Genomic DNA, 24,222 nt, shown 5'->3' on the forward strand with positions numbered 1-24,222 from the left:
TCGGTTGAAAGGTTTCGCCTCCAGCATGCGAAGCAAACTTTCATGAACAACTTCGACTTTCGCTCCACTCTCCGGCACGGCATCGCCATTCCCGCCCATCCGCTGGCGCTGACCGCGCAGCGAAAGCTGGATGAGCGCCGGCAGCGGGCGCTGGCGCGCTACTACATCGCCGCCGGTGTCGGCGGACTCGCCGTGGGTGTACACACCACGCAGTTTGCCATCCGCGATCCGCGGGTGGGTTTGTTCCGGCCCGTGCTGGAACTGGCGAAGGAGGAGATGGACCGTGCTGGGCGGCCCCTCGTGTGCATCGGCGGCATCTGCGGTGGCACGCCACAGGCCGTGGCGGAGGCGGAGATGCTGCGTGACCTCGGCTACCACGCCGGACTGCTGAGCCTCGGCGCACTGCGAGTGGGTACCGAGGAAGAGATGATCGAGCACTGCCGCACCGTGGCGCAGGTGCTGCCAGTGGTGGGTTTTTACCTCCAGCCCAGTGTGGGCGGGCGTGTGCTGCCCTACGCCTTCTGGCGTCGCTTCGCGGAAATCGAAAACATCGTCGCCATCAAGATGGCTCCCTTCAACCGCTATCAGACGCTCGATGTCGTGCGCGCCGTCATCGAAGCCGGCCGCGACGACATCGCCCTCTACACCGGCAACGACGACAACATCGTCGCCGATTTCCTCACGCCGTATCGCTATGGCGGCAAAGAGCGCCGCATCATCGGCGGCCTCCTCGGCCACTGGTCCGTCTGGACCCAGCGCGCCGTGGAGCTTCTCGAAAAATGCCGCAACGCGAATGCCACCCCCGAACTCCTCCGCCTCGGCATCGAAGTCACCGACAGCAACGCCGCCTTCTTCGACGCCGCCAACGCCTTCCACGGCTGCATCGCCGGCCTCCACGAAGTCCTCCGCCGCCAAGGCCTGCTGGAAGGACTCTGGTGCCTGGACGAGCATGAATCGCTGAGCCTCGGGCAGAGGGAGGAAATCGACCGCGTGTATGCGGCCTATCCGCATTTGAATGATGATGTCTTCGTGGCGGAGCATCGAGATGAGTGGATGAGGTGAGAACATGCACCCACGATCATGGCTGAAAGTATTTTATCCTGGCTGCGCTACGTGTGGGACAGCCTGTGCCTAAATGTTCGCCTGTCACCGGCAAAATACCTCATCCAGAATGCGATGGTGCTGCCCAGGCTGCGCGGTGTGAGTTTGCGGCAGTATCGCAAGGATGACTTTGAAGCCTGCCGCCTGCTGTATGAGCTCAACGTCAAAAAGCTGGGTGTCAAAGATAGCGGGCTGAACCAGATCTTCTTCCTGCATAACTTGCCGGAGATGACTCTGGTGGCGGAGCACGAGGGCATCATCGTCGGATGTGCCACCTACGTGCTGAAGAGTTCGAACTATGCCATCCTGGCGCTGGCAATGGTGCATCCCGATTATCAGCGCGTGGGCGTGGGCCGCCTGCTGTTGTTTGGATGGATCGCACAAATGCCGGAGATCGAGGGAATGACCGTCCTGCAAATATTTCCGAACAAGCGGACCTTTGGCTACTTTGAACAGTACGGCTTTGAAAAGGCAGCCGAAGGCTGGAAAGACGCCACGGGAAAAGAGCACGATTATGTGATGCAGGGCGTCAACAATGACATCATCAACGCGACACGGCGGTACCTGCAGGCCGCGAAGGTTCCTTGCCCTGATCTGAGGCATCTTCCGCCGATCCATCAGCATGCAGTGAATGCGTCCATGCCTGGAGAAAAAGCCGGGTGCAACACTCAGGGATATGAGCAGTAAGGTCTTTCCGGCATCCTGTCTGGGTTGCCCAGCAACAGCATGGATGGGGTGAAAGGTGCGGTCCCGGAGGGACCGGAGAAATTAGCCGGTGATGAAGGGAGCGAAGCGACCGGGAATCACCGGACCCACGGCCCACCACCCCGCCTAGCAGAAGGTTGCGCCCCGGCAGGGGCGCGAGAAGCTGCCGCACGCCCTCGCTGCATCTTTCGCTGCATGATCGTTTCGTCTTCCGCACCAATCACCCTCAGATTTAGATTGCTCCGCCTCGATGAAGGAATGTAAAACGATGGCGTGTGCTCCGCACGCCCTGAAGCCATGAAAACTCTTTTGCTGCCCCTCGTTGCGCTTTGCCTGGTCTTCACCATTCACGCGGAAGACAAGCCCAGGCCCGCTGCCAAGGACGAGGAAGGCTCCAGCTTTCGACAGCCCTTCACGTTGAAGCTCAAGATCGACAAGGAGCGGGTGTATGAGGAAAAATTTGAGCGGCATCCCTATGTGCATCACAACGATGTCTTTCTCTTCAGCGGCGATGAGTTTGGCGTGAACCTTCAGCGCGAGGGAGACGCCGTGAAATCCGTCACCTACCAGCCCGACCTCAAGAAAGCAGACATCACCTTCAAGTTTTCGCAGGAAGTCAAAGATGGGGCGCACTCCATGATGATGCTCGTCATCAAAAACAACACCCAGGCCAGGATCTACATGGATGCGATGATGACCATTCCTGGCAAGGAAGGCATCTACAAGACCACGATCCTTCCCCTGGAGCCTGGACTCTCCGGCTACGAGTCCTGGCCCCACCCCATGGTCCAGCTCGTGCTGACCAAAATCCGCACCACGAAGTAACCAGTGGTCGCCACCTTCGGCAGAGCCGAAAATGATTCAATGCCCGTTCCAGCACAGCCACTCGCCATGAAGACCTTCGGCACCCTCCTTTCCGCGTTGATGGTAGGCGGCCCGCTCGCGAAGGCGGACTGGGAGATCAAGGACGCTTCAACTTTCAGCGTGGATGGGGGCCGGTATGTGATGATTTACAAGCCTGACGCCGGGCGGGGTGCCAAGTCCATGGCGGATTCGCTGAAGACCCTTTCGAATGCCGGTCACCTGCAGTCGCTTCGCACCCTCACGCTTCACGAGCTGGTGAGTGATGCGACGTTTCAGCGGGAAGTTTTTGAGCAGATGGAGCGCATTGCGCCGGACGCACTGAAGGCTGCTCGACGCTCGGCGGGAAACATGCACAACCCGAAGATGATCGCTCTTCACAAACCTTTTGCGCAGGCAGTCATGGCCACGGCCACGGTGGCAGCCCTGAATGAGGCGCTTGGCAAGCACCGGATGAGGATCGTCCGCCCTTCCTTTGAGAAGCTGGCATTGTACAGGAAGGATCAAGTGGAGACATGGATGTGTTTTCTATGGCTCGAGGTGGAACCCGTGCCGCAGGCTCCTCCTGAAAAGCCGTGACTCTCCCAATCCACCGTGTCATCCCCAGACGCGAGCGGCTTGCCCGCACGGTGTTCTGGACTCTCTGGATCGCAACGGTCGTTTCCACTGTGTTCGCGCTGTGTGTCGAGCTCTTCGGAATCGGGCTTTTTTTACACGATGACCATGCTCCCAAGCTCCACATGCGGGGCGAAGCTCGGATGGCCAATGCGATCAATTCTGCGGCGGCCATCGCGCTTGCGATCGTCACGGTGATCATCGGCCGCTGGAGCCGCACGCTGCGGCGCCTGGGAATCGCAGCGCTGCTTTTCTTTTTATTCCACCTCGCCATCCCGCATTTTTAGCTTTTGAACTGGCGAACTGTTCGCCGGTTCGTGTGCCTGCCTCGCACTCTCCTTTCGTAACGGCTGCTTCCCTCATCACCGCTGAAAAAACCGCCGCACTGAGCTGACGGTTTGATCCACGCGTTGCTGGAAGACGCTCTTCTGCGGAGCCGGGGGCGTGCGGCGCCGGGTGCTGCTGGCGGTGGTGGAGCGCTTCTTCGTCGTGGTGGGAGGCTTGGCCTTGGTGGAGGATGAAGACGAAGAAGAAGAAGAAGATGATGATGATGATGATGATGACGACTTGGCGGAGGCATCAGCGACGGTTGCTTTTTTGACCTCGGTTTTGGAGTCGCTGCTGGAGGCGGTTTTAGCGTCAGACGACGAAGCGCTGCTGCCGGTGTCCATGGCGATGGCCTTGCGCACTTCTTCCTTGGGCGCCGGCGTTTCTTTGACCGCAGGCGCTTCCTTCGGCTTCGCGGATTCCTTGGCTGCGACCGTTGTCTTGGGCGTGGATTCCGCTTTGACCACAGCCGTTTCCTTCGGCGTCGTTGCAGGCGTCGTCTTAGCTGCAACGGGTTCCTTGGCCGCCGGCGTTTCCTTGGTCACCCCGGCTTCCTTCGGCGCAGGCGTTGTCGATGCTGCGGCGAGCACCACAGGCGCTTCGGGCTTGGGCTCGGGTGGCATCAGGCCGGGGCTGGGGCCGTAGCCGTAGAAGTGCTTGGTGCTTTCAGGGCGGGGCAGGCTGAAGTCGAAAACGCTCACGCCGCTGCGGCGCTCGCCCATGTAGCTGCGGCCGTCGCTGGAGCCAAAGACGATGCGCTTGCCGGTCTTCTTGAGCTTGCCGAGATAGACCATGACGTGGGTCACCGGCAGCTTGCGCGTGGTTTCGAGGCTGTTCGTCCAGAAGAGCAGGTCGCCGGGCTTCAGCGCGTCAAACTCCTCGCTGTCGAAATTCGTGGCCGTGGGGGTGAGGTGGAGCTGGCTTTTTTTATCCACCCAATTGCACATTTCGTCGGACTGGCGCGGCACATCCTTCAGGCCCTGGAAGTGCAGCACGTGGTAGATGGTGCCGGAGCAGTCCATGCCGCCCTTGCTGGGCTCATGGGAGCCGTAGAGGTAACCGAGCTCCAGATGCGTGAGCGCCAGACAGCTCTGCACCAGGCTCTGAATTTGCTTCGGGTAATGGTCGAAGCCGCTGATGTCCTCGATACTCAATGTCGAAACCGCCGCCGGAGTAGGCACGCGGGTGGGCGGGTCTTCGTTCACCGGCTCTGGAGGCGGGGTCTTTTTGGCCGGGGTGCTGTCAGACTTGTCCGACTTGGCTTCGGTTTTGGCGGTCGCTGATTTTTTGGCGGAGGTTCCCGGCTTGGATGACGAAGACGAGGACTTTTTCCCTTTGGAAGAAGTCGTGGCCGCGTGAAGCGGGGCCCCTGCCCCTGCTGCCATCAGCATGACGAGCAGGAATCGCAGGAAAGTGTGCATGAGGTGCGGGGTGTGAAAAGGTGACGCTTCGTTAGACGCCGAGAGGCCGGATTCTGATCAAATCATTTGTTTCCCGTCCTCGATCCGCCACTTGATGCATGCCCACCGCGAGCCGCCTCAGGGGTGTTCATTTAACCCCTTCCAACCGTGCTTCTCTGACGGCGGACTGATTCCAGCCGCTTTTCGGCAGCTCCGCGAAGTCAAAGCGGGGCTTGCCTCTCTCCGTGTTTTCCATTCTCTCCATCAAAATCGTCAGATCTGTGATATCGGAATCCACACGGCCGATGAGCTGATAATCATTGCAGCGGTCGAGGCTCACATTTTTGTCGGACATTTCATATCCGTGAAGACGGATGCATACGGCAAAGGATTCTCCGGAAGGAACACCGCGAAAGGCAAAGGTGCCCGTGCGGTCGATTTCGGTCTGCTGATAATCAAAAGCTCTTTCCCGGGAAAGGAGGACCATCTGCTTTGGTGGCAGGGTCCCCCCGTCGCTCAAGACCACCCGTCCCTTGATGATCCGGTCTGGAACCACGGACAGCGTGCCGGCGTCAAAGGTCGAGTCTGCCTTTCCCAGCGTGATGCGCACCTCAGGCACGGCGCCCACATGCTTGAGGGTGTCCATGATTCCATAGACCACATAATCTTCGCCGCCATGCACATTCATAAAGATGAAGCCGCCCTCGACATCAGTGCTCACTTGTTCCTGACCAAAAAAATCACTGAAGTTGCGGTTCACCTGCACCAGACCCACCGCGGCGCCAGGTACAGGCCTGCCCGCCTGAAGGATGCGGCCTTTCACCATGACACCGCGGTCAAGCTGGACGGTTCGTTCAGGCTTCCCGGGCGCACACTCCCTCATGAACTGCGGGGCAAAGCCACGCGCCCGTACCTTCAAATCCGCCCGGATGATTTTCGACGTCGCTGAGAGCGTGAAACGGCCATGGTCATCGGTGATCGCGAGCGGGTCGAAGACACCGGGTTTGAACCCATTCCACGCTTCGGTCTCAAAGCTGGCTGGTGTGATGATGGCATCTGCCATGGGCGCGCCCTGGTCATCCAGCACGACGCCGGTGAGCGTGTGGTCCGGCGGAAGTTTGTCCGGCTCCTGCACGGAGAGGGTCAGCGCCAGATCGGCACGTGCCGGGTCCACTCTCTCCAGCATGCGTGGCTTGTACCCTGGCGCCAGAATCAGGACGTCGAACTTCAGCTTCGGATCGAGCTGTTCGATCACGAATTTTCCTTCGTAGTCGGACACCGCCTTCTTCGTGCAGTCGGGGTAGCAGCCAGGGCAAAGCGGACTGTAGCCCTGCTTCACATAGGCGGCATCGATCAGCACGGTGGCTGCCACGAGCGGCCGGCCATCGGTTCCTCGCACCACGCCCTTCAATCGTGGGACAGGAGCAGCGGCTTCTTTCACCGGCTCCGCAAACGCATACAGCCGCTTGTTCGTCCGTACATAGATCACCCCATCCACGATGGCAGGAGAGGCAAACACCGGCGCCTTCATGTCATTCCTGGCCAGCACCCTCAGTGTGTCGCTTCCGGCATCCAGCACGGAGATGACACCGCGCTGGGAGGTCACATACACGCGGCCGTCGGCGGTCACGGCGGAGGCATAGTATTCGCCGGAGGCATCCAGGCGCTCGCCTTGGAAAAGCGGGCTGCCGCTTTTGGCATCATACGCAGAAGCCAGGCCGCCGCCTTTCACCGTGAAGACCCGGCCGTTGGCGATGACCGGAGAAAACACATACGGCAGGTGCTTCGTCTGCCGCCAGAGCACATGCGTGTCTGTGATATCGCCGCTGCCGCCGGCCTTGATGGCAAAGAGCTGGTTCGCCGCCTGGGCAAAGATGGCGCGCATGGCGTCATACTCCGCCTGCGTGACCTTGCCGTCCTTGTCCGCGTCGATGATGGTGAAGCGGTCGCGCAGCGGGCCTTCCGGAAACTCCATCTCGCTGAGCGAGCCGTTTTTATCCGCATCATTGGCGGCCATGAAGGAATCAAAGGCCTCCATCTCCACGCGGTCGTCGGGATCTCCGCCCACATTCCAGCCGCAGACGAGCAGCACATCGCCCAGCGCGGTGGGGCTGGTGTTGGACACACGCGCCATGCCGCTGGTGGACCAGCGCAGTTTGCCATCCTTAAGATCGTAACTGCGGGTCCAGATGGAGCCGCTCACCACCAGCTCCTCGATGCCGTCATGCCGCCAGATGAAAGGCGTGGAAAAGCTGCGGCGGAACTCGCTGCGGTCCACACGCCACACCTGCGCGCCCGTCTTCACATCCAGCGCGATCATGTAGCTGCCCACATCCTGGTCCGCGACGATGATGACCTTGCCATCGGCAATGATGGGCGAGGAGCTGGTGCCAAACTCCACGATCGGCGGCGGCAGCGGCTTTTGCCACAGCACCTTACCATTCCAGTCATACGCCAGCACGCCGTAGGAGCCGAAGTAGGAAATCAAACGCGTGCCGTCCGTGCAGCACGTGGGCGTGGCCGGGCTGCCGATGCGGTGCGCGCCCTCCACCTTCTCCGCCGGAGCCGCCGCACGCCATAGCTCGTGCCCGTCTGTGCGGCTGAGGCAAAGCGTGACCAGCCTGCCGCCATCGAGACCGGTGAGCGCGATCTTGTCCTGCCAGACGCAGGGAGACGAATGCCCAAACGGCACCTCCACCTGCCACTTCATATTCTTCTCCGCATTGAACTCCACCGGCGGCTTCCCCGTGCCGATGCCCAGCCCGCCCTCGCCGCGAAACTGCGGCCAGTTGGATTCTGCCATGGCGGTGGTAATGAGCAGCGTGGAGAGCAGAAAGTGGCGCGTGAGCATGGCCATAAGAAGCGGATGATGGGCGCGAGTCTTTCGAGGTTTTCCGAAGTGATGCAGGCACTCCTGCCTGCAAGACGAACGTTCCAAAGCAGCCTTTCTTCATGCTGCATGTGCATAAGACACGCCATGGCCATGCAATGCAGGCAAGAGTGCCTGCATCACTGCCCTCTACTCGATGCGCCACGTCGCCTGCCGCAGCACGGCGAGCTTGGGCTCCTTCATCGTCTCGTACCAGACGCTGAGGAAGGTGCCGTCTGCCAGCTCCACGGTGCTGGGGTAGCCGAGGTCGCCACCGATGCCGTCGCCGGAGAGGATCATGGGCTCGCTCCAGGTCTTGCCGTTGTCGCTGCTGACGCGGGCCTGATTGCCGAAGGGCTTGCGGCGGTGGCCGTAGGTCATGAGCAGGCGGCCGTCACGCAGGCGCAGCAGGTGGGAGGGCAGGCCCCAGACGCCGATGGAGTGCGGCTCGCTCCAGGTTTTGCCGCCGTCCTTGGATTCGGTCTGCAGCGTCTCGCCTTTGTTAGCGGTGTTGTGATTGCGGATCTGCGCGATGAGGGTGCCGTCTGCGGCCTCCACGGCATGCAGCTCGTGGTAGGTGTTGCTGGCAGTGTCGCCTTTGCGGGTGGGGATTTCCGCCAGCCACTGCCAGGTCTGTCCGTCGTCTTTGGACTCCGCCACGCCGATCTTCTTGTCCCCCGTCCAGAGCTGCTTCCCCGCATAGAGCAGGCGGCCGTCCTTGAGCTGGATGGGGCCGTGCGGGCTGTTCACGATGGTGGGGATTCGGGTGGACCAGGATTTGCCGCCATCGGTGGAGCGAATGGCCCACTCCCCGAGCTCGGCCTTGCGCTCTTCATCGCCCAGGCGCTCATGCGCGGCCTTCCATCTGGCATAGCGCTCCGCAGGCATGGTCTTGGAGATCCAGCCCTTGTCGGTATGCTCCGACATGGCGGCGGCTTTTTTAAACGAGTCCTCATAGGCCAGCGAGGTGAAGGTGGTGACGATGAGGGAGCCTTTGGCGGTTTCCAGCACCCCGGAGTCGCGGTCGTCCGTGGCGGTGTCCAGCAGCACGCGCGGCCAGGTCCAGGTGGCGCCGTTGTCCTTGGAGGTCATGGCATGCACCTGTCCAAACGGGCAGACGTGCCCCTCGCGTCCGCCGGACCATGAGAGCCACAGCTCGCCATTCTGCCGTCGTACCACGGTGGACCAGCCATGGTAAAACTCCGGCTGGCGGGAGATGACCTTCGTTTCCAGAATCTTCGCCGCCGGCGCGGCACCGCGGGCAATGAAGGGAAAGGCAAGTGCGGAGGTGGTGGTGGTGAGGAAGCGGCGGCGGTTCGTCATGGTGCCAGAAAGTACGCGGGGCCTGGTTTGCTTTCACAGCAAAGCCCTGGTCCGAATGCCGGACCAGGCGAAGAAATGCGGAGCGAAGCCGCCCTGTTTCTGTGAAACAGGCGGGCTCCTTTGCTGCCCGGCGGCAAAGCTACTTTGCCATGATCTTCACCGGCAGCTCGGACAATTCAGCGAGCGTGAGGCTGGTGTTTTTGTCGGCATCCAGCTTTGTGAAAATACCGTCCGTCAGGCTGTCATACTCCTTGCGGTTCACAGCCTTGTCGCCGTCCGTGTCCAGCGTCAGCAGCACCTGCTTGATCAGCGCGACAATGATCACGCCGCCGATGTCTCCAGCCTCCGCCGAGATGTCGTTGCTCAGCCGGTCCACTTCCTCGGCCTTGATGGAGCCGTCACGATTGGCGTCCAGCTTGTCAAAACTGCCCGTGATGCCGTTCTGCCATTCGCCCTGGTCGAGGATGTCATCCGAGTTGGTGTCAAACTCGTGGGCGATGAGCTCGGCCAGCGCTTCGGACCCCGGCACCGCCGCGAAAGGGGTCTGCACACCGAGTAACACAAGAGCGACTGCGAGGAGGTGTCTCATGCCGTGCTTAAACACTCACTGCGCGCCTTTCTTGCGCACAAACTTCTGCACCAGGCTAGGCATTCAGGTATTCATCCTTGAGCAACGGGATGTCTTCGTGTGAAAGAACAGACTTGTAAGGCCAGCGCTTGAGCAGCCATTTCCAGAAACCGTAGTCAGGGTCACCGAGTGGCACCTGGAAAGCCTCATCCCTGCCAACGTCTTCGGCAAAACCATACGCGGGGATGGAAATGGTTCCGCAGGTCAGCTCGGTGCCACACTTCGGCGAGTAGCTCGTCCAGTTCATCAAGCGTTTGCTCTCGTGAGGAGGGGTAGAGCAGCACTCGCGCGTCTTCCAGGACCCCGAAACGATTTCGATGCTGTCGGCCTCTTCAGCATCCCACCACTGATCGAAAAACGCCGTCAAGGTGGCCATGTCAGTCAGCAGGCCTTCGGGAAGCTCCAGTGCTGACAACGGAAAAAAATCCATGCTTTCGCGAAGATAGGCTTCCTTGCATTTGTTCATGATCGCAACTCTCCATCCTTCAAGATCGCGCTCGAACGGAACTTCTTCCGTCATGACGACCGTAGGGCTTTGCAAAAGTTCAATGGCATCGGCATCGAGCTTTGAACCAAGCTCCTTGAGTTGAACAATCAGTTCGGGTTTGGAGCGAACCACATAGACTCTTCGGCAATAAAGATCGTGCGTTTCGGGCAAGTACCGAGTCTCTCGAATCATACTTTATGCTAGAGATTGAATGAGCCATGGCAAGTGATGCTCCTCGTCGTGGAATGAACTGCGAACCCGCTGGAGCTGCCTGGCAGCACAGAGTAGCGCGCCCTCACTGCGCGCCTTTCTTGCGCACAAACTTCTGCACACGCGCGCCAGTGCCTTCGGCGACATACACCGCACCGTCCGGACCAACGGCGATGTCATGACCCAGCTGGAACTGACCGGCCTCTTTGCCATAGCCGCCAAAGGTGTCGAGCACTTTGCCAGCGACATCGAGCTCCACTGCCTTGCCGCGCAGCTCCCGCTTCAGGGACGGAGAACCGCCATCGATGACGAAGAGGTGTCCGTCGGGGCTGGTGGCGATGCCATAAGGCTTGCCGATCTGCGGACCTTTCCATTCGTGTAGGAAGACGCCTTTGGCGTCGAAGACCTGAAGGCGCTCGTTTTCGCGATCGCAGACGATGACGCGCCCTTGGGGGTCTATAGTGATACCGTGCGGCAGGTGGAACTGGCCCGGCCCTTTTCCTTTGGCGCCCCACTGAAACTCGAAGCGGCCTGTGGCGGAGAATTTCAGCACGCGTGTGTTTTGATAGCCGTCGCTGACATAGAAGGAGCCGTCTGGCAGCACGGCCACATCGGTGGGCAGATTGAAATGCGAGGTGTCGTCGCCGGGCACACCTGCCTCGCCCAATGTGAGCAGCACCTCGCCTGAGGGCGAGCATTTGAAAACCTGATGCAGGCCTACATCGGTGAGCCAGAGATTGTCGGCGTGATCCACCGTGAGCCCATGCGGCATGATGAAGCGGTTTGCACCCCAGGTGCTGAGAAGACGGCCTGTGGCCCCCTCAAACACGCTGACGGTGGGTGCGGCGATGGGCTCTTTCGGAAAGGGCTTGGTCCAGACGCGGCCGAGGAGGGCAAAGAAGAAAACGAAGCGCATGGAAGAAGTGAAATACTCACTTCAACTTCGAAACCTTCACGTCATCCACGTCGGCGGATTTGTTTACGGCGAGGGTGATCATGCGCTTGGTGGGGTGGGCGATACCGGGGCTGGTGAAGGAGACGGCTTCCAGGTCGTCGATGCGGACAGTCATCTGATCGCCGACGATCTTGATGTTCATGGTGTGCCACTCGTTGGGCTTGAGGTCGAGCTTGAAGGTCCTGGTTTTGGATTTGAGCAGCGCGGCGAGCTCGGGGGATTTGTCGCCCTTCTCGCGGCGGGCGCGGATTTCATTGTCCATGCCGCCGGTTTTGGAGTCGGTGATGGTCACGGCCTTGTTGGTGACGCGGGCGATGCAGAGGTGTCCGGCGTGCACGGTTTTGAGCTCGCGATCGACGAAATCGACTCCGAGGTCGTCGCCTTCGCCGAGGCGGAACTTGAGCATAACGATGCCGTCCTGAAACTCCGCCGCGTGGAAGATGGCGACGCCGTGGTCGGCCTCGGCGTGCTTGGTGACGTGCATGTGGCCGTCGATGAGATCGACCTGCTGGTGGCCCTTGGCGCGCCAGGCGCTGTTGCTGGTCCAGCCATTGCCGATGTCCTCCTTGCCGGGGGTAGCTTCATCGCGGGAGAAGTCGTCGGAGAAGAGCGGAGTGATGAAATCGGCGTGGAGCGGGAGGGCGAGAGAGAAAAAGAGGAGGAGGTGTTTCATGGCTGGAGGTAGTGAAGCGGGATCTGGTTGAGCTTGAGTGATTCGATGTGGAAATCGAACCACGTCGATTTGCGGCCGTCGATCATCTTCTTCTGGTTGTGATCCAGGCCTTCGACTTCGAAGTAGCTGTGCGGCACACCCGCCTGAGTGAGTGCCTGGTGATACTGACGCACGGTGACGAGGTGGTCGGGGTCGGCCGTGCCGCAGGCGACCTGGATGCGCAGGCCGGCTTTGATGTCGGGCAGATTTTTGGCGAGGTTGAGGAAGGCATCGTTGGCTCTGAGCCGTTCGGGATCGTCTCCGAGGTAGGGATTGGGCAGATTGGAGGCATCGGAGACATGATAGACATTGCCGCTTTGATTGAAGAGGGAGGCGAACATCTGCGGGAACTTCATGGCGAGATTGGTGGAGCCGCGCCCGCCCATGCTGAAGCCTTCGATGCAGCGAGCCTTGCGCTCGGCGATGGTGCGATAAGCCGCGTCGATATGCGGAATGAGCTCCTTGATCATCATCGTCTCCGCCATGAAGCGGCCGTCTGCAGAATCCTGGTACATGGTGGAGCGGCCGCCATTGGGGAAGACCATGATGATCTCCGGCAGCCGGCCAGCGATGATGCCCTCGTGCAGAACACTGGCGGAATACACGCTGCGCACCTCATTTCCACCTGCACCATGAAGATGGTAGATGACCGGGTAGCGCCGCCCGGTGTCCTTGGCATACCCTGGCGGCAGGTAGATGCAGTAGCCCACCTCGCGCTGCATCGAGGTACTGCGCAAGGTGTGGTGCGTGACGTTTGGCGGAAGCTCCGGCACAGGCGAGGCCACCCACATGTCATCGGTGTTTGCCTGGCTGGGCTTGGCCTTCGGCTTCTGGGCGAAAAGCAGAGGGCAGAGAGCGAAGAGAATGATCGTGGCAGGCAGGATTTTCATAGGTTCAAAATCATGGCCACTGTGCCAGCACCTTCCCATCCGAGGCCTTGAGAACGAGAGCTTCAATCTTCACCTCGCCGTCTCCGCCGCAGGGGTCGAGGCGTAGGGCGTGGAGGGTTTTGGGTTCGTCGATGCGGAGGGTCATTTCGTGCCATTCACCGTCGTGCTGCACCACGAAGTTGAGATGTCTGCCCTTGGGGAGAATCGCTTCGGCATCGGTGGTCCAGTAGAGCTCGGCGGGGCCGGAAGAGCGGCTCTGGATGCGGAAGCTGAGCGTGTAGGGGCCGGGGGAGGTGACGGGCAGCTTTTCAAAAGCGAGGCCGGGATCTTCACCGCTGCATTGGAGGATGAGCTGCTTTTCGGTGACTTTAAGTTGGGTGCCTTTGCGAGCGCGGGGAGGTGCGGCCTTGGCCTCGGTGTCGGATGCAGTGCTGCGTTTGTTTTTCTTCCTCTCCTTGCCGCTGCCGGGTGGGGCATCGAAGTGGGTCCACTGCGGATTGATCTGCGGCGTGGCTTCGGTGGCGACGGGTTTGTTTTCCTTGGCAGGCACCTGGAGGACATTGGCGGCCATGTCGTGCCACTGCTTGACCATGCGCTGGACGATGTCCGGATGCTGTGCGGCCACGTCGTGGAGTTCAGTGCGGTCGGTGGGTATGTGATAGAGCTCCCAGGGGTGGCTCTGGAAGCTGACGAGCTTCCACTCGCCATCGCGCAGGCCGCGGTCGCTGGAATAGAGCAGGTGGATGGGCGGACGCGCAGCGAGCTCCCTGCCCGCGAGGATGGGAGCGAGTGAGATGCCCGCGAGGGGTGTGGGCTCGCGGCCGGGAAAGGTCTCCGGCACTTTGGCACCGGTGATGTCTGCGAGTGTGGGAAGGACATCGACGAGATGCGCGGGGGTGTCGATGACAGCGCCGGGCTTCTGCTTCAAACCTGCGGGCCAGTGCATGATGGCGGGGGAGGAAATGCCGCCCTCAAACTGGTTCTGCTTGTAGTAGCGGAAGGGTGAGTTGCGCGCCCAGGCCCAGCCGGTGCTGTCGCTCCAGTGGGACTGAGGATCGTAGGGCTGGACCTCTGGCGCGGGATGAGCGCGGTCATAGGGACAGGCGCCGTTGTCGGAGAAGAAGAGGATGAGGGTGTTGTCGAGCTCGCCAGCTTTTTCGATGTTGGCAATGAGGCGGCCCATTTCCTGGTCGATGCGGTCGATCAAGGCTGCATACGCGGTCATGCGGCGGGACTCCCATGTGCGCTGCTCGGGTGTGAGCTGATCCCATGCGCGCACATGATCGGGACGCGGACACTCTTCCAAACTGGTGGGCAGCAGGCCGAGCTGCTTCTGCTTTGACACACGGGCGGCGCGGATGGTGTCCCAGCCGACATCGTAGCGGCCGAGGTACTTTTTATAATCCTGCTCCAGCGGCTGAAGCGGTGAGTGCGGGGCATTGAAGGCGACATACTGGAACCAGGGCTTCTTTGCGGTGCGTGCCTCGCTGATGAACTCGATGGCACGGTCCACATTGGCGGTGGTGGTGTAGAAGCCCTTGTCGGGCACGGTCCACTTTTCGCCATTCAGGCGGAAGGTGCCGTCTCCGCGATAGTAGTTTGTAGCACCAGAGAGATGACCAAAGTAGCGCTGAAAGCCGAAGCTGGTGGGCTCTTGGGAGAGATGCCACTTGCCGGTCATGGCGGTGAAGTAGCCCGCAGGGGCGAGCACCTCCGGAATGATGACGGCGCGCTGGAGGCTCTCGTCTCCCGCCTGCCTGCACCAGCGCCCGCTGAGAAGGCTGACGCGAGAGGAGTGGCATTTGGCGGTGTTGTAAAACTGCGAAAACCGCACGCCATTGGCTGCCAGCCGGTCCATGGTCGGTGTCTCGATCTCGCTGCCATAGCAGCCGAGATCGGAGAAGCCCATGTCATCCACAAGAACGAGGAGGATGTTGGGTTTGTCAGCGGCCTGGATCGAAGCGCCGAGGACACAGAACAGTGCGGAGAGGAGCAGCCTTCTCATGAAGATTATTTATTCGGAGGATTGGGGACGGTGCCGGCGGTGTATTCGGCTTGATCGATGGTGCCGCTGCCGTCCACGTCGCGGGCTTTGAACCAGGCGGCGGCATCGGCGGGGGCGCGTTTGGCGCTGAACTCCGCCGGGGTGAGCTTGCCGTCGTGGTCGGTGTCGAGGCGCTTGAACTGCTCGGCGCGATTGGGATTGTTTTTGGCCTGCGCGTTGGCTTTGCCCTTGGGTCTGGCGTCGCCGGCGATGGGGAGCGGGAGGTAGTCGAAGTCGAGGATCATCTTCTTTTGCAGCGCGGTCTTGAGCTCCAGCGTGGCTTCTTCCAGGCCTTTCTGGCCGTAGAGATTGTGCAGCTCGCTGGGGTCTTCTTTGAGGTCGTAGAGCTCATAGACGGGGCGCGGGCTGGTGAACCAGAGGGTCTCGAACTCGGTGGCGAGGGTCTTGTCCTCATGCGCCTTGGTGATGTCCTTCCAGCTGGGATCGTTGCCGCTGTCCACGGGGGTGTAGCGGAGGTTGGGCGTGACGTTGTAGATGAGCTTGTAGCGGGAGCTGCGCACGCAGCGGCTGTAGTCCACGCCGCTGGCGGTGGTGCCTTCATTGAAGGTGGCGCTGCCGTGGGGGCCGCGCTCGGCGAAGATATGCTGGCGCTCTTTTTCAAACTTGGCGCCTTTGAGCAGCGGGAGAAAGCTGACACCGCTCATGCGATCTGGGACGGGAAGGCCGGCGGCTTCGAGGCAGGTGGGGGCGATGTCCTCGCCGGAGATGAGCGCGCTGGAGTCGCCGCCGGGCTGGATGACACCGGGCCACCAGGCGAGCAGCGGGACATTCAGGCCGGGATCGTGCAGGGAGCCTTTGCCACTGGGGAAGGCCATGCCGTTGTCTCCCATGAAGATGATGAGGGTGTTTTCCAAACCGGCGCGCTCTTTGATGAGGTCGAGCACGCGCTGGAAGTCGCCGTCGCAATGCTCGATCTCGCCTTCATAGGCGGAGAGGTCGCTGCGCACGCCGGGGAGGTCTGGGAGGAAGCCGGGGACTTTGAGCTTGGCGGGATCGGGCGGATTTTTGCCGGAATTCCAAGCGTGGTGGGGATCGCTGAAGCCGACCCAGAGGAAATAGGGCTTGTCCTTGGGCTTCTGATCAAAGAACTCATTGACCTTGGTGGGGAGGGTGTCCTGACCGCTGGCGTCCACGTAGTCGAAGCGGTCTTTGAAGGTGATCATGTGATGCTCATCAAACACCTGCGCGGAGGCTTCGGGGCCACGGCCTGAACCGTCGAGATGATAGGTGCGGCCGCAGCAGCCGACGAAGTAGCCGGCGTCCTTTTTGAGGATCTCGGGAAAGGTGATCTCATCGCGCGGCAGGGGCGAAGAGAAGCGCGTCATGCGGCAGGCGACTGGTGAGCGGCCGGTCATGATGGTGGCGCGCGAAGGAACGCACTGCGGCGCACCGGTGAACATGCGGCGGCACATGATGCCCTCTGCGGCAAAGCGGTCGAGGTTGGGCGTCTTCATCTCCTCGCGGCCGTAGCAGTGGATGAAGGGGTAGCTGTGGTCGTCTGAGAGGACGAAGAGGATATTGGGTGCGGCGGCGTGTGCCGCAGGCAGCGCGAAGACTGACGAAAGAGCGATGAGAAGAGCGCGGAGTTTCATGACGGAAGAAGCTTATTTCGCGGCGGGCTGCATGGGGTAGTCGAGCGTGAACTGATGCTGGTCGAGCTCGTGCACGTAGGGGGTGTCAGAGACGAGGACGTTGTTCACCACATCGTAGGTGAGGGCGTGGACGCGGTTCTCTGCGGGCACAAAGCGCAGGAGGCGCAGGGCGGGCTGGGAGAGGTAGTCGGTGAGCATGGAGGTGACGGGGTGGCCGTCGTCTGCAGGGGTGGTGAGCTTGAGCGCAGTGACGCGGCTCTGATCTCCGCAGAAGATGAGGCGGAGGTTAGGATGCTTGCGGAAGAGCTTGTCCCACATCTGCTCTGCGGTGTTTCCGCGCGCGCCGTGGATTTTGACCCAGCGCATGCGGCCTTTGGGATCGTGGATGAAGCCCTCCTCCGTCTTCGGCTTGTCAAGGATGCCGAGGTCCATGTGCGTGGTGATGAGCGCGCGACGTGAGGCGTTTTTGCTGAGCAAATCATCGGCCCAGGCGAGCACGTCATCAGGTGCATTGCACTCGAGGCTGAGATGGATGAAGTCCATGCCGCCGGCGCTGAAGATCTGGGCGCTGTTCACGTTGTTGGCGGAGACGTTCTGGTCTTTGCGCGTGTGGGTGTAGCTGCCGAGATACCAGGGGTAGTCTTTGAAGCTGGCGGCCGGGAAGTGCTCCTGAAACAGATGGGCGTCGCCCTTGGTGGTCATGTCGTGGTTTCCCACGGTGAGGCTGAAGGGGACCACGCCACGCAGGGTGTCGAGGTGCTGCCTGGCCACGGCCCATTCGTTGGTGTTGTTTTTGTCCACGATGTCTCCGACGTGACTGACGAAGACGATGTTTTGATCCTCGCGATGCGCAGCGATCCACTTCACCTGAGCCTCCAGGTTGCTGTTTGTCACAGGGTCGGTGCTGTCAGGCGTGGCCTTGCAGCCTTTGCCAGTGTAGGCCTGGGTGTCTGGAATGATGACGACGGTGAAGGCCGCCGCAGGCATGGGCGGCAGCGGCTGGGTGCCGGTGAGTTTTTTGGGAGCTGCCGCAGCATGAATGCCGAGCAGGGAGAGAAGAAGCAAAACGCGCATGGTGGAGGTCAGATGCTGGAAACGCGGGCCGCGCGGATGTCTTGCCATTCAAAACTGTGACAGGAGGAAGACGGAAAAGTGGTTGCCGAACGCCCCGACAGGCGGCACGAAGAAGGCACTGTTTCCTGACATCTTCCGAGGTTGGTGCGGTCCTGACGGACTGGCACGTGGGCTTGGTTAAGCGGCTGTGTGCCGACCGTTGCGGGAGCATCGTCGTCTCATCTCTCATCTCACTTTTGTTTTTCGTGTTCTCCAAAAATTACTCCCAGGAATGGTTCTCCAACATCCGCGCTGATCTGCTGGCCGGTCTCGTCGTCGCGCTGGCGCTCATCCCGGAGGCGATTGCGTTTTCCAGCATCGCCGGAGTGGACCCCAAGGTGGGGCTGTATGCCTCATTTTGCATCGCGATGGTGACGGCCTTCTTTGGCGGACGCCCGGCCATGATCTCCGCCGCCACGGGGGCGATGGCGCTGCTGATGACCACCCTGGTGAAGGAGCACGGGCTGCAGTACCTGCTGGCCGCCACGCTGCTGACGGGGGTGTTTCAAATCATCGCCGGGCTGGCACGCATCGGCGATGTGATGCGCTTTGTGTCGAAGTCGGTAATGACGGGCTTTGTCAATGCGCTGGCGATTCTCATCTTCATGGCGCAGCTCCCCGAATTCCACGGAGCGGGCCTGCCCATGTATGCCATGGTGGCTGGAGCGCTGGCCATTATCTACCTGCTGCCGCGAGTGACGAAAGCGGTGCCGTCACCACTGGTGGCGATCATCGTGATGACGATCATCGCCATCGTGTTCAAGCTGGAGGTGAGGCGTGTGGGAGACCTGGGCGCGCTGCCGGATGCGCTGCCCGTCTTCCTCTGGCCGCAGGTGCCGTGGACGCTGGAGACGCTGTGGATCGTGCTGCCGTACTCCGCCGGCCTTGCGTGCGTGGGGCTGCTGGAGTCACTGCTCACCGCGCAGATCGTCGATGAGATGACGGACACGCCCAGCGACAAAAACCGCGAATGCAGCGGGCAGGGCATCGCGAACATCGTGGCCGGGCTCTTCGGTGGCATGGCCGGGTGTGCGATGATCGGCCAGTCCGTCATCAATGTGCGCTCCGGCGGTCGCGGGCGGCTTTCCACCTTTGTAGCGGGGCTGTTTCTGCTGATCCTGCTTGTGGTGCTGGGACCTTGGGTGAGGCAGATCCCCATGCCTGCGCTGGTGGCGGTGATGATCATGGTGTCCATCGGCACCTTCTCATGGGCTTCCTTTGGCAACATGCGGCTGCATCCGAAGTCGTCCAGCCTGGTCATGATCGCCACGGTGGTGGTGGTGGTGTTCACGCACAATCTGGCGCTGGGCGTGGGCGTAGGCGTGCTGCTCAGCGCGCTGTTCTTTGCGCGGAAGGTCGCGCATTTCCTGCGGGTGAGCAGCGCCTTGGACGAGGCGGCCACCTGCCGCACCTACACCGTGGTGGGCCAGCTCTTCTTTGCCTCGGCGGCGGCGTTTGTGCGGGAGTTCGACTTCAAGGAGGGCGTGGCGAAAGTGCGCCTGGATGTGACGCATGCGCACTTCTGGGACCTGACCGCCGTGGCCTCGCTGGACAAGGTGGTGCTGAAGTTTCGCCGCGAGGGCAAGGAGGTCGAAGTGCTGGGTCTCAATGAAGCCAGCGCCACCCTCGTGGACCGGCTGGGCACGCATGACAAGCCGGGCGCGATGGATGACATCCTGACCCACTGATCAGGGCGCAAAGTTTCAGGGCAGCACGGGCTTGGGCTCGATGTCGCTCTGATTGATCCAGTTGGCTTTCACGGGCTTGCCGCTCATGAATTTCTCATAGAAGCCGACGTTGCCGGGACTGGCATGTTTGTACTCATCGAAGATGGCACCCTGGCCGGACATGCGTGGATCTCCCTGCTGGGAGAGCTCGGCGTGGAGCTGAGTTTTCAAGGCGGTGGCGCGAGGATCGGCAGGGAGGTTATTGACGAAATCGGGGTCGGCTTTGAGATCGTAGAACTCGGTGCCGGGGCGCAAGCCGAAGCAGAGCTGCCAGAAGGGATCGGCGGGGTTTTTGCGGTGGGCATCAATGATGAAGGTCTTGGTGGCACCGGCGTCGCAGTCCATGTAGCCGGTTTCGGGATTGCCGCCGGGCCAGCGGGTGGGCTCGAAGTTTTCGATGAAGACACTGTCTTTGGTGACGATGGCGCGGATGGGGTAGCCCCAGTCGTGCGGGCGGCCGACGTCGGTGCGCTCCTTGCCGAGCAGCACGTGATCACGCACATGGGCGGGCTTGTTGGCAAAGAGATCGGTGAGGCTGCGGCCGGGGGACTCGGCCATGCCGGTGTCTGACCACTTCATGCCTGCGACCTCGATAAGCGTGGGAGCGAGATCGACGAAGCTCACGAAGTCGCTCAGCGTGCGGCCGGGCTGGAGGATGCCTTTTTTCCACATCATGGCCAGCGGCACGTGATTGGCCTGCACGTTTGCATTTCCCTTGCTGCGCGGGAAGGGCATGCCGTGGTCTGCGGTGACGATGATGAGGGTGTTTTCCAGCAGGCCACGCTTTTCGAGGTCGGCGATCATGCGGCCGAGGTGGCGGTCGAAGTGCTCGACCTCAAAGGCGTAGTCGAGCATGTCATTGCGGATGACGTCGTTGTCCGGCCAGTAGGCAGGAACGTGGTCGATGTCCGTGAGCTTCTTGCCGCCCTTCGCCACACCGCTGCCGAACTCGTAGCCGCGATGCGGCTCCACGCTGCCATACCAGAAGCACCAGGGCTTGCCTGCGGGTGCGGCATCGAGGAAGTCGCTAAAGTTGGCGGCGTAGTCGCAGTTCAGGATCTCGGGTGTGGGGGCTTCGGCACGGCGTTTGTTGTAGGGCTTGCCGGTCATCTGGCGCGGCTTGCCATTGGCATCGTTGGCCACGCCGGGGCCCCAGCCTTTGGTGGTGTAGCCGACGTTCCAGCCTTTCTCAGCGAGGGCCTCACCCCAGCCTTTGAACTCCGGCGGGAAGTAGCAGATGTGATTGGCCGCCTCCTTGAGCTGCCAAGAATTGCGCCCGGTGAGGATGCAGGCGCGTGAGGGCGCGCACTTGGCATTGGGCGTGTAGGCCTGGCGGAAGAGCAGGCCTTCTTTTGCGACGCGGTCAAAGTTCGGTGTCTTGACCCAGGGCGTGCCGTAGGCACCTGCATGCGCGCCCCAGTCGTCGGCGATGGCAAAGAGGATGTTCGGCGGCGGCTCGGCGGCGAAGGACGATGCAGCGAGAGCGAATGACGAAAGGATGAGGAGACTGAGTTTGGTGACGGATGCTGGCGGGCGCATGGCGAGGGAACGAAGCGCCGGAGAGCTTCCTTCGGCAAAGGCGAGAGAATTGAAGGACATTCCTCTAACTGGTCAATGGCTCATTCCGCAAACACCTGCGCCGCGCGCAGGAGCAGCGGATCGGCCGGGAGAAGTGACAGGCCGCTGCGGATGGCGGCACGCGCTTCGGGAAGGCGGCCCTGCTGAGCCAGTGAGGTGGCCTTGGCGCAGTAAGCTCCGGGCAGGCAGGGGTCGAGATCGAGCGCGGTGGAGGCCGATGTCTGCGCCTCGGCAAAGCGATGCAGCTCGATGAGCGCATTGGCGCGGTTGGTCCAGGCTTTGGCATACGCGGCATTGAGGGCGATGGCGTGGTCCGCGCTGGCCAGCGCCTCTGCGGGCTGCTTCATGCGGCGCAGGAGGATGGCGCGGTTGTTCCAGGTGATGGCGGCGCCGGGCTGCGCGGTCACGATGGCATCCAGCACCTGAAGAGCCTGCTCTGCGGGCAGGAGTTCTACAAACAGCAACGAGCTGCCGTCCAGCTCGCCCATGCGACCGGATTCGTAAGCAAGCTCAAGCGCCAGATCCAACCAGGTCAAAGCATCGTCACGGCGACCAAGACTCATCGCGGCCTGTGCGAGATTGGCGGCAGGACCGGGTTCATCCAGGGCAAGCTGGCGGGCCTGCTTGGCGCTGCGGTAGGCGGCGTCAAAGTCGCGCCGCTCCAGGTGGATGCAGTTTTGAATTTGATGCGCCTTCCAGTTGGCGGAGTTCAGGCGCAGCGCGTGCTCCACCTCGGCCTGGGCCTTGCGCGGCTGGCCGAGATTGAGCCAGGTCTGCGCGGCATTCACCAGGGCATCCGCCCGCAGCGGCGCATCGGGTGCGGCGGGCTGAGATGGCCTGGCACCGAGCAGGAAGCCGGACATGCCCTCCAGCCGCGCAGCGATGATCTGGAAATTTGCGGGCCGTGCAGCGGGATCGATGGCGAGGCACTCGCGCAACAGCGCGGCCAGCGGCTCGGGCATGTGCGCGGCAGTGCAGAGATCCCCAGGGCGTGCTGCCTCGGGGAAACGCCCCAGCACCGCGCACAGCAGCGTGACGCCATACGCATACACATCCGCCACCGTGCTGCGACCTGTGCGGCGGGCGACCATTTCAGGCGCCATAAAGCCATCCGTGCCGGCGATGAGACCATCGGCACCGGCAGCATCAGCCGAGAGTGAAAGCCCGAAGTCGCTGACCTTCGCCACCCCATCACCCGTGATCAAAACATTCGGAGGCTTGAGGTCGCCATGGATCAGCTGAGCCTCCTGCGCGGCATGGGCCAGCCCACGCGCCATGTCGAGTCCATGCCGGAGGGTGGTGCGCCAGTCCGTGCGGCCATTTTCAATCTCCTCCACCAAGGTCCGCCCGCCGGTGATGTGCTCCATCACCAGGAAGGGAATGCGGTTGTGCATCTCCACGCCGTAGGCCAGCACGAGATTGGGATGCGGCGTGAGCGCCACCGAGTTCACCGCCTCCGCCACAAAAAGTTCGCACAGCTCGGGATCGGTCAGGTGCTGGGGCAGCGGGCACTTCAGCGCGGCCAGTGAGTCGCCACGGTGATACAGCTCCGGCGCGAGGCTGCGGCAGAGATACACCAGGCCAAAGCCGCCGCGCAGGATTTTGCGCACCTCATATTTTCCACCGATGCAGGAGCCTGGCTGAAAGGGGACGCCCTCCAGAAACTGGCACTCGCTCTGGAGCTGCTGCTGCAGCTCGTCCTCGCCCTGCCCTGCATCGTTCAGCCCCAGCAGATCCGCCAGACCGCCTGCCTCCAGCGGGCCGCCGCGCTCCAGCCGCCCACGGGCGGACGAGCGCGCTTTATCGGCGTCGATCAGTCCACGCCTCAGGGCGGAGAGCAGATCGCGCAGGGTGCGCGGGCTGGCATCATCGGATGACATGAGAGAAAAAAATCATGCGGGGCGGCTCAGCGCGGCAAAGAGGTCGCGCACTTCGTCATCCACCTCCGCGCTGTCCGTCGCGTATTGGGCGATCTCCTCGCGCAGCAGCCGCTGGTACGCGCGGCGTGCGGTCACGAGGCGGTTGGCCACCTCCTTTTCCGTGAGGCCGAGCTCATCGGCCATCTCGCGCTGGGAGGGCGCGGGCACGCCATCGAGGATGGGCAGGAGCATGAAGCGCCTGAAAATGCTGAAGTGCGCCTGCTTGCCGGTGGCGGCGCACTCGCGCTCCAGGGCCTCCACCACACGCGCCAGCAGCATGCGCGCCCACGACTGCGTGAAGGCATCCTCCGGTGTGTGGCTGTCCACGCCCAGCACGGCGGTGCTGCCGCCCTCCGCCAGCACCTCGTCTGCGGAGATGAACCCGCCAGCAGGCCGCCGCTGCTGCGCCTGATCATGCCGGTGGGCATTAGCCGCGTAGTGCTGCAGCGCGGAGAGCATCAGGCCGCGGAAGCGCCCGCGCGAGTTCTCGGCTTTTTCAAAGAGGCCGTGCTGCATGGAGTGGAGAAAAAAGTCCTGCACCAGATCCTCGGCCTTCTCGTGGCCAAAGCCGCGCCGCGCCAGGTAGGCCAGCACGGGTTTGCGGTAGAGCTGGTAGAGCGTGCCGAGCACTTCGCTTTTGGTGGTTTCATCACCTTCTTTCAGCCGCGCAAGCTGCGACCAGCGCGTCTGCGGAAACATTTCGCCCTCGTTGCTCATGCCGCGCAGGCTAGGGGGCAAAGCGCAAACGGCAAGCCCGTGTGAGGGGCCTGCCGTCCGGCATGCTGCGCCTGGGATCAGGCGGCCAGCACCGCCATTCCCACAGGGAAGGGCCGGGTGGGCTTGCCGCCGGGCTGCCGCACGCAGCCATCATCGTCTCCGGTGACGGCAAAGCCGTGGCAGCGGTGATGATGGTGGTGGCGGTGCCAGCAGCGGCCGTCGTCAAAGTCGTGGAACGCGACCTGATCCCAGGGATCGGCGGTGGGTGGCAGCGGCACGCAGGGGCGAATGGGCCGGGGCATGTCCGGGAGATCCGGGGGGCAGACGGGCAGCGTACGCACGGTATCGGCATGAGAGCCTGCGACCGCGACGGCCACGAGGCAGAGATGGAGAAGAGTCGTTTTCATAAGAGGTGGATGGTGAGGGGT

At 61.9% G+C, this 24,222-nt stretch carries 21 protein-coding genes; 6 read left to right on the plus strand and 15 right to left on the minus strand.

The features are described from left to right. Window positions 1-42: 42 nt before the first annotated feature. The 5 genes from ACILSQ_RS03095 to ACILSQ_RS03115 all read left to right on the plus strand — a co-directional run bounded on the left by ACILSQ_RS03095 (window position 43) and on the right by ACILSQ_RS03115 (window position 3,569). A complete protein-coding gene (locus ACILSQ_RS03095) occupies window positions 43-1,062 on the plus strand; it encodes a dihydrodipicolinate synthase family protein (protein WP_395742116.1) in 1,020 nt (339 codons plus the stop codon). Between the two features lie 18 nt (window positions 1,063-1,080). Further along, a complete protein-coding gene (locus tag ACILSQ_RS03100; protein ID WP_395742117.1) occupies window positions 1,081-1,788 on the plus strand; it encodes a GNAT family N-acetyltransferase in 708 nt (235 codons plus the stop codon). A gap of 315 nt (window positions 1,789-2,103) precedes the next feature. Then, window positions 2,104-2,631, plus strand: a complete 528-nt coding sequence (locus ACILSQ_RS03105; RefSeq protein WP_395742118.1) for a hypothetical protein — start codon at window positions 2,104-2,106, stop codon at window positions 2,629-2,631. 66 nt (window positions 2,632-2,697) lie between these two features. Then, entirely contained in the window at window positions 2,698-3,246 is a 549-nt protein-coding gene (locus ACILSQ_RS03110; protein WP_395742119.1) for a hypothetical protein, read from the plus strand. Beyond that, on the plus strand, window positions 3,243-3,569 hold the full coding sequence (locus ACILSQ_RS03115; protein WP_395742120.1) for a hypothetical protein: 327 nt from the start codon (window positions 3,243-3,245) through the stop codon (window positions 3,567-3,569). Before ACILSQ_RS03110 ends, ACILSQ_RS03115 begins: the two co-directional genes overlap by 4 nt. A 75-nt stretch (window positions 3,570-3,644) precedes the next feature. On the opposite strand, the gene ACILSQ_RS03120 is transcribed toward ACILSQ_RS03115, so the two are convergent. The 11 genes from ACILSQ_RS03120 to ACILSQ_RS03170 all read right to left on the minus strand — a co-directional run bounded on the left by ACILSQ_RS03120 (window position 3,645) and on the right by ACILSQ_RS03170 (window position 17,814). Then, window positions 3,645-5,030, minus strand: coding sequence for an NlpC/P60 family protein (locus ACILSQ_RS03120; RefSeq protein WP_395742121.1), 1,386 nt, complete (start codon window positions 5,028-5,030; stop codon window positions 3,645-3,647). A 127-nt stretch (window positions 5,031-5,157) separates the two neighbouring features. Beyond that, a complete protein-coding gene (locus tag ACILSQ_RS03125; protein ID WP_395742122.1) occupies window positions 5,158-7,860 on the minus strand; it encodes a PQQ-binding-like beta-propeller repeat protein in 2,703 nt (900 codons plus the stop codon). Between the two features lie 168 nt (window positions 7,861-8,028). Further along, on the minus strand, window positions 8,029-9,201 hold the full coding sequence (locus ACILSQ_RS03130) for a sialidase family protein (protein ID WP_395742123.1): 1,173 nt from the start codon (window positions 9,199-9,201) through the stop codon (window positions 8,029-8,031). 139 nt (window positions 9,202-9,340) lie between these two features. Next, window positions 9,341-9,790 carry a hypothetical protein gene (locus ACILSQ_RS03135; protein ID WP_395742124.1) on the minus strand — a complete coding sequence of 150 codons (450 nt, stop codon included), beginning with the start codon at window positions 9,788-9,790 and terminating at the stop codon, window positions 9,341-9,343. Window positions 9,791-9,845: 55 nt separating this feature from the next. Further along, on the minus strand, window positions 9,846-10,487 hold the full coding sequence (locus tag ACILSQ_RS03140; RefSeq protein WP_395742125.1) for a hypothetical protein: 642 nt from the start codon (window positions 10,485-10,487) through the stop codon (window positions 9,846-9,848). A gap of 124 nt (window positions 10,488-10,611) precedes the next feature. Beyond that, complete coding sequence (locus tag ACILSQ_RS03145; RefSeq protein WP_395742126.1) at window positions 10,612-11,442, minus strand: peptidyl-alpha-hydroxyglycine alpha-amidating lyase family protein; 831 nt, start codon at window positions 11,440-11,442, stop codon at window positions 10,612-10,614. A gap of 16 nt (window positions 11,443-11,458) precedes the next feature. Next, window positions 11,459-12,154, minus strand: coding sequence for a family 16 glycoside hydrolase (locus tag ACILSQ_RS03150; protein ID WP_395742127.1), 696 nt, complete (start codon window positions 12,152-12,154; stop codon window positions 11,459-11,461). After that, window positions 12,151-13,083 carry an alpha/beta hydrolase gene (locus ACILSQ_RS03155; RefSeq protein WP_395742128.1) on the minus strand — a complete coding sequence of 311 codons (933 nt, stop codon included), beginning with the start codon at window positions 13,081-13,083 and terminating at the stop codon, window positions 12,151-12,153. Before ACILSQ_RS03155 ends, ACILSQ_RS03150 begins: the two co-directional genes overlap by 4 nt. Before the next feature lie 10 nt (window positions 13,084-13,093). Further along, the gene (locus tag ACILSQ_RS03160; RefSeq protein ID WP_395742129.1) at window positions 13,094-15,088 is read right to left on the minus strand and encodes an arylsulfatase; all 1,995 of its coding nucleotides are present in this window, start codon (window positions 15,086-15,088) and stop codon (window positions 13,094-13,096) included. 5 nt (window positions 15,089-15,093) lie between these two features. Continuing rightward, a complete protein-coding gene (locus tag ACILSQ_RS03165; protein ID WP_395742130.1) occupies window positions 15,094-16,740 on the minus strand; it encodes a sulfatase-like hydrolase/transferase in 1,647 nt (548 codons plus the stop codon). Window positions 16,741-16,752: 12 nt separating this feature from the next. Further along, window positions 16,753-17,814 carry a metallophosphoesterase gene (locus ACILSQ_RS03170; protein WP_395742131.1) on the minus strand — a complete coding sequence of 354 codons (1,062 nt, stop codon included), beginning with the start codon at window positions 17,812-17,814 and terminating at the stop codon, window positions 16,753-16,755. A 245-nt stretch (window positions 17,815-18,059) separates the two neighbouring features. Between ACILSQ_RS03170 and ACILSQ_RS03175 the strand changes: the two genes are divergently transcribed. Beyond that, window positions 18,060-19,541 (plus strand): SulP family inorganic anion transporter, encoded by a 1,482-nt coding sequence (locus ACILSQ_RS03175; RefSeq protein ID WP_395742132.1) that lies wholly within the window; start codon window positions 18,060-18,062, stop codon window positions 19,539-19,541. A 15-nt stretch (window positions 19,542-19,556) separates the two neighbouring features. Here ACILSQ_RS03175 and ACILSQ_RS03180 read toward each other — a convergent pair whose 3' ends face one another. From ACILSQ_RS03180 to ACILSQ_RS03195, 4 genes are all read right to left on the minus strand, one after another. Next, a complete protein-coding gene (locus ACILSQ_RS03180; protein WP_395742133.1) occupies window positions 19,557-21,179 on the minus strand; it encodes a sulfatase in 1,623 nt (540 codons plus the stop codon). A 20-nt stretch (window positions 21,180-21,199) separates the two neighbouring features. Next, window positions 21,200-23,038, minus strand: a complete 1,839-nt coding sequence (locus tag ACILSQ_RS03185; protein ID WP_395742134.1) for a protein kinase domain-containing protein — start codon at window positions 23,036-23,038, stop codon at window positions 21,200-21,202. 12 nt (window positions 23,039-23,050) lie between these two features. Then, window positions 23,051-23,794, minus strand: a complete 744-nt coding sequence (locus ACILSQ_RS03190; protein WP_395742135.1) for an RNA polymerase sigma factor — start codon at window positions 23,792-23,794, stop codon at window positions 23,051-23,053. A 77-nt stretch (window positions 23,795-23,871) separates the two neighbouring features. Continuing rightward, window positions 23,872-24,201, minus strand: a complete 330-nt coding sequence (locus tag ACILSQ_RS03195; protein ID WP_395742136.1) for a hypothetical protein — start codon at window positions 24,199-24,201, stop codon at window positions 23,872-23,874. Window positions 24,202-24,222 lie beyond the last annotated feature (21 nt).

The organism is Prosthecobacter sp., assembly GCF_044227185.1.
Classification (GTDB): Bacteria; Verrucomicrobiota; Verrucomicrobiia; order Verrucomicrobiales; family Verrucomicrobiaceae; genus Prosthecobacter.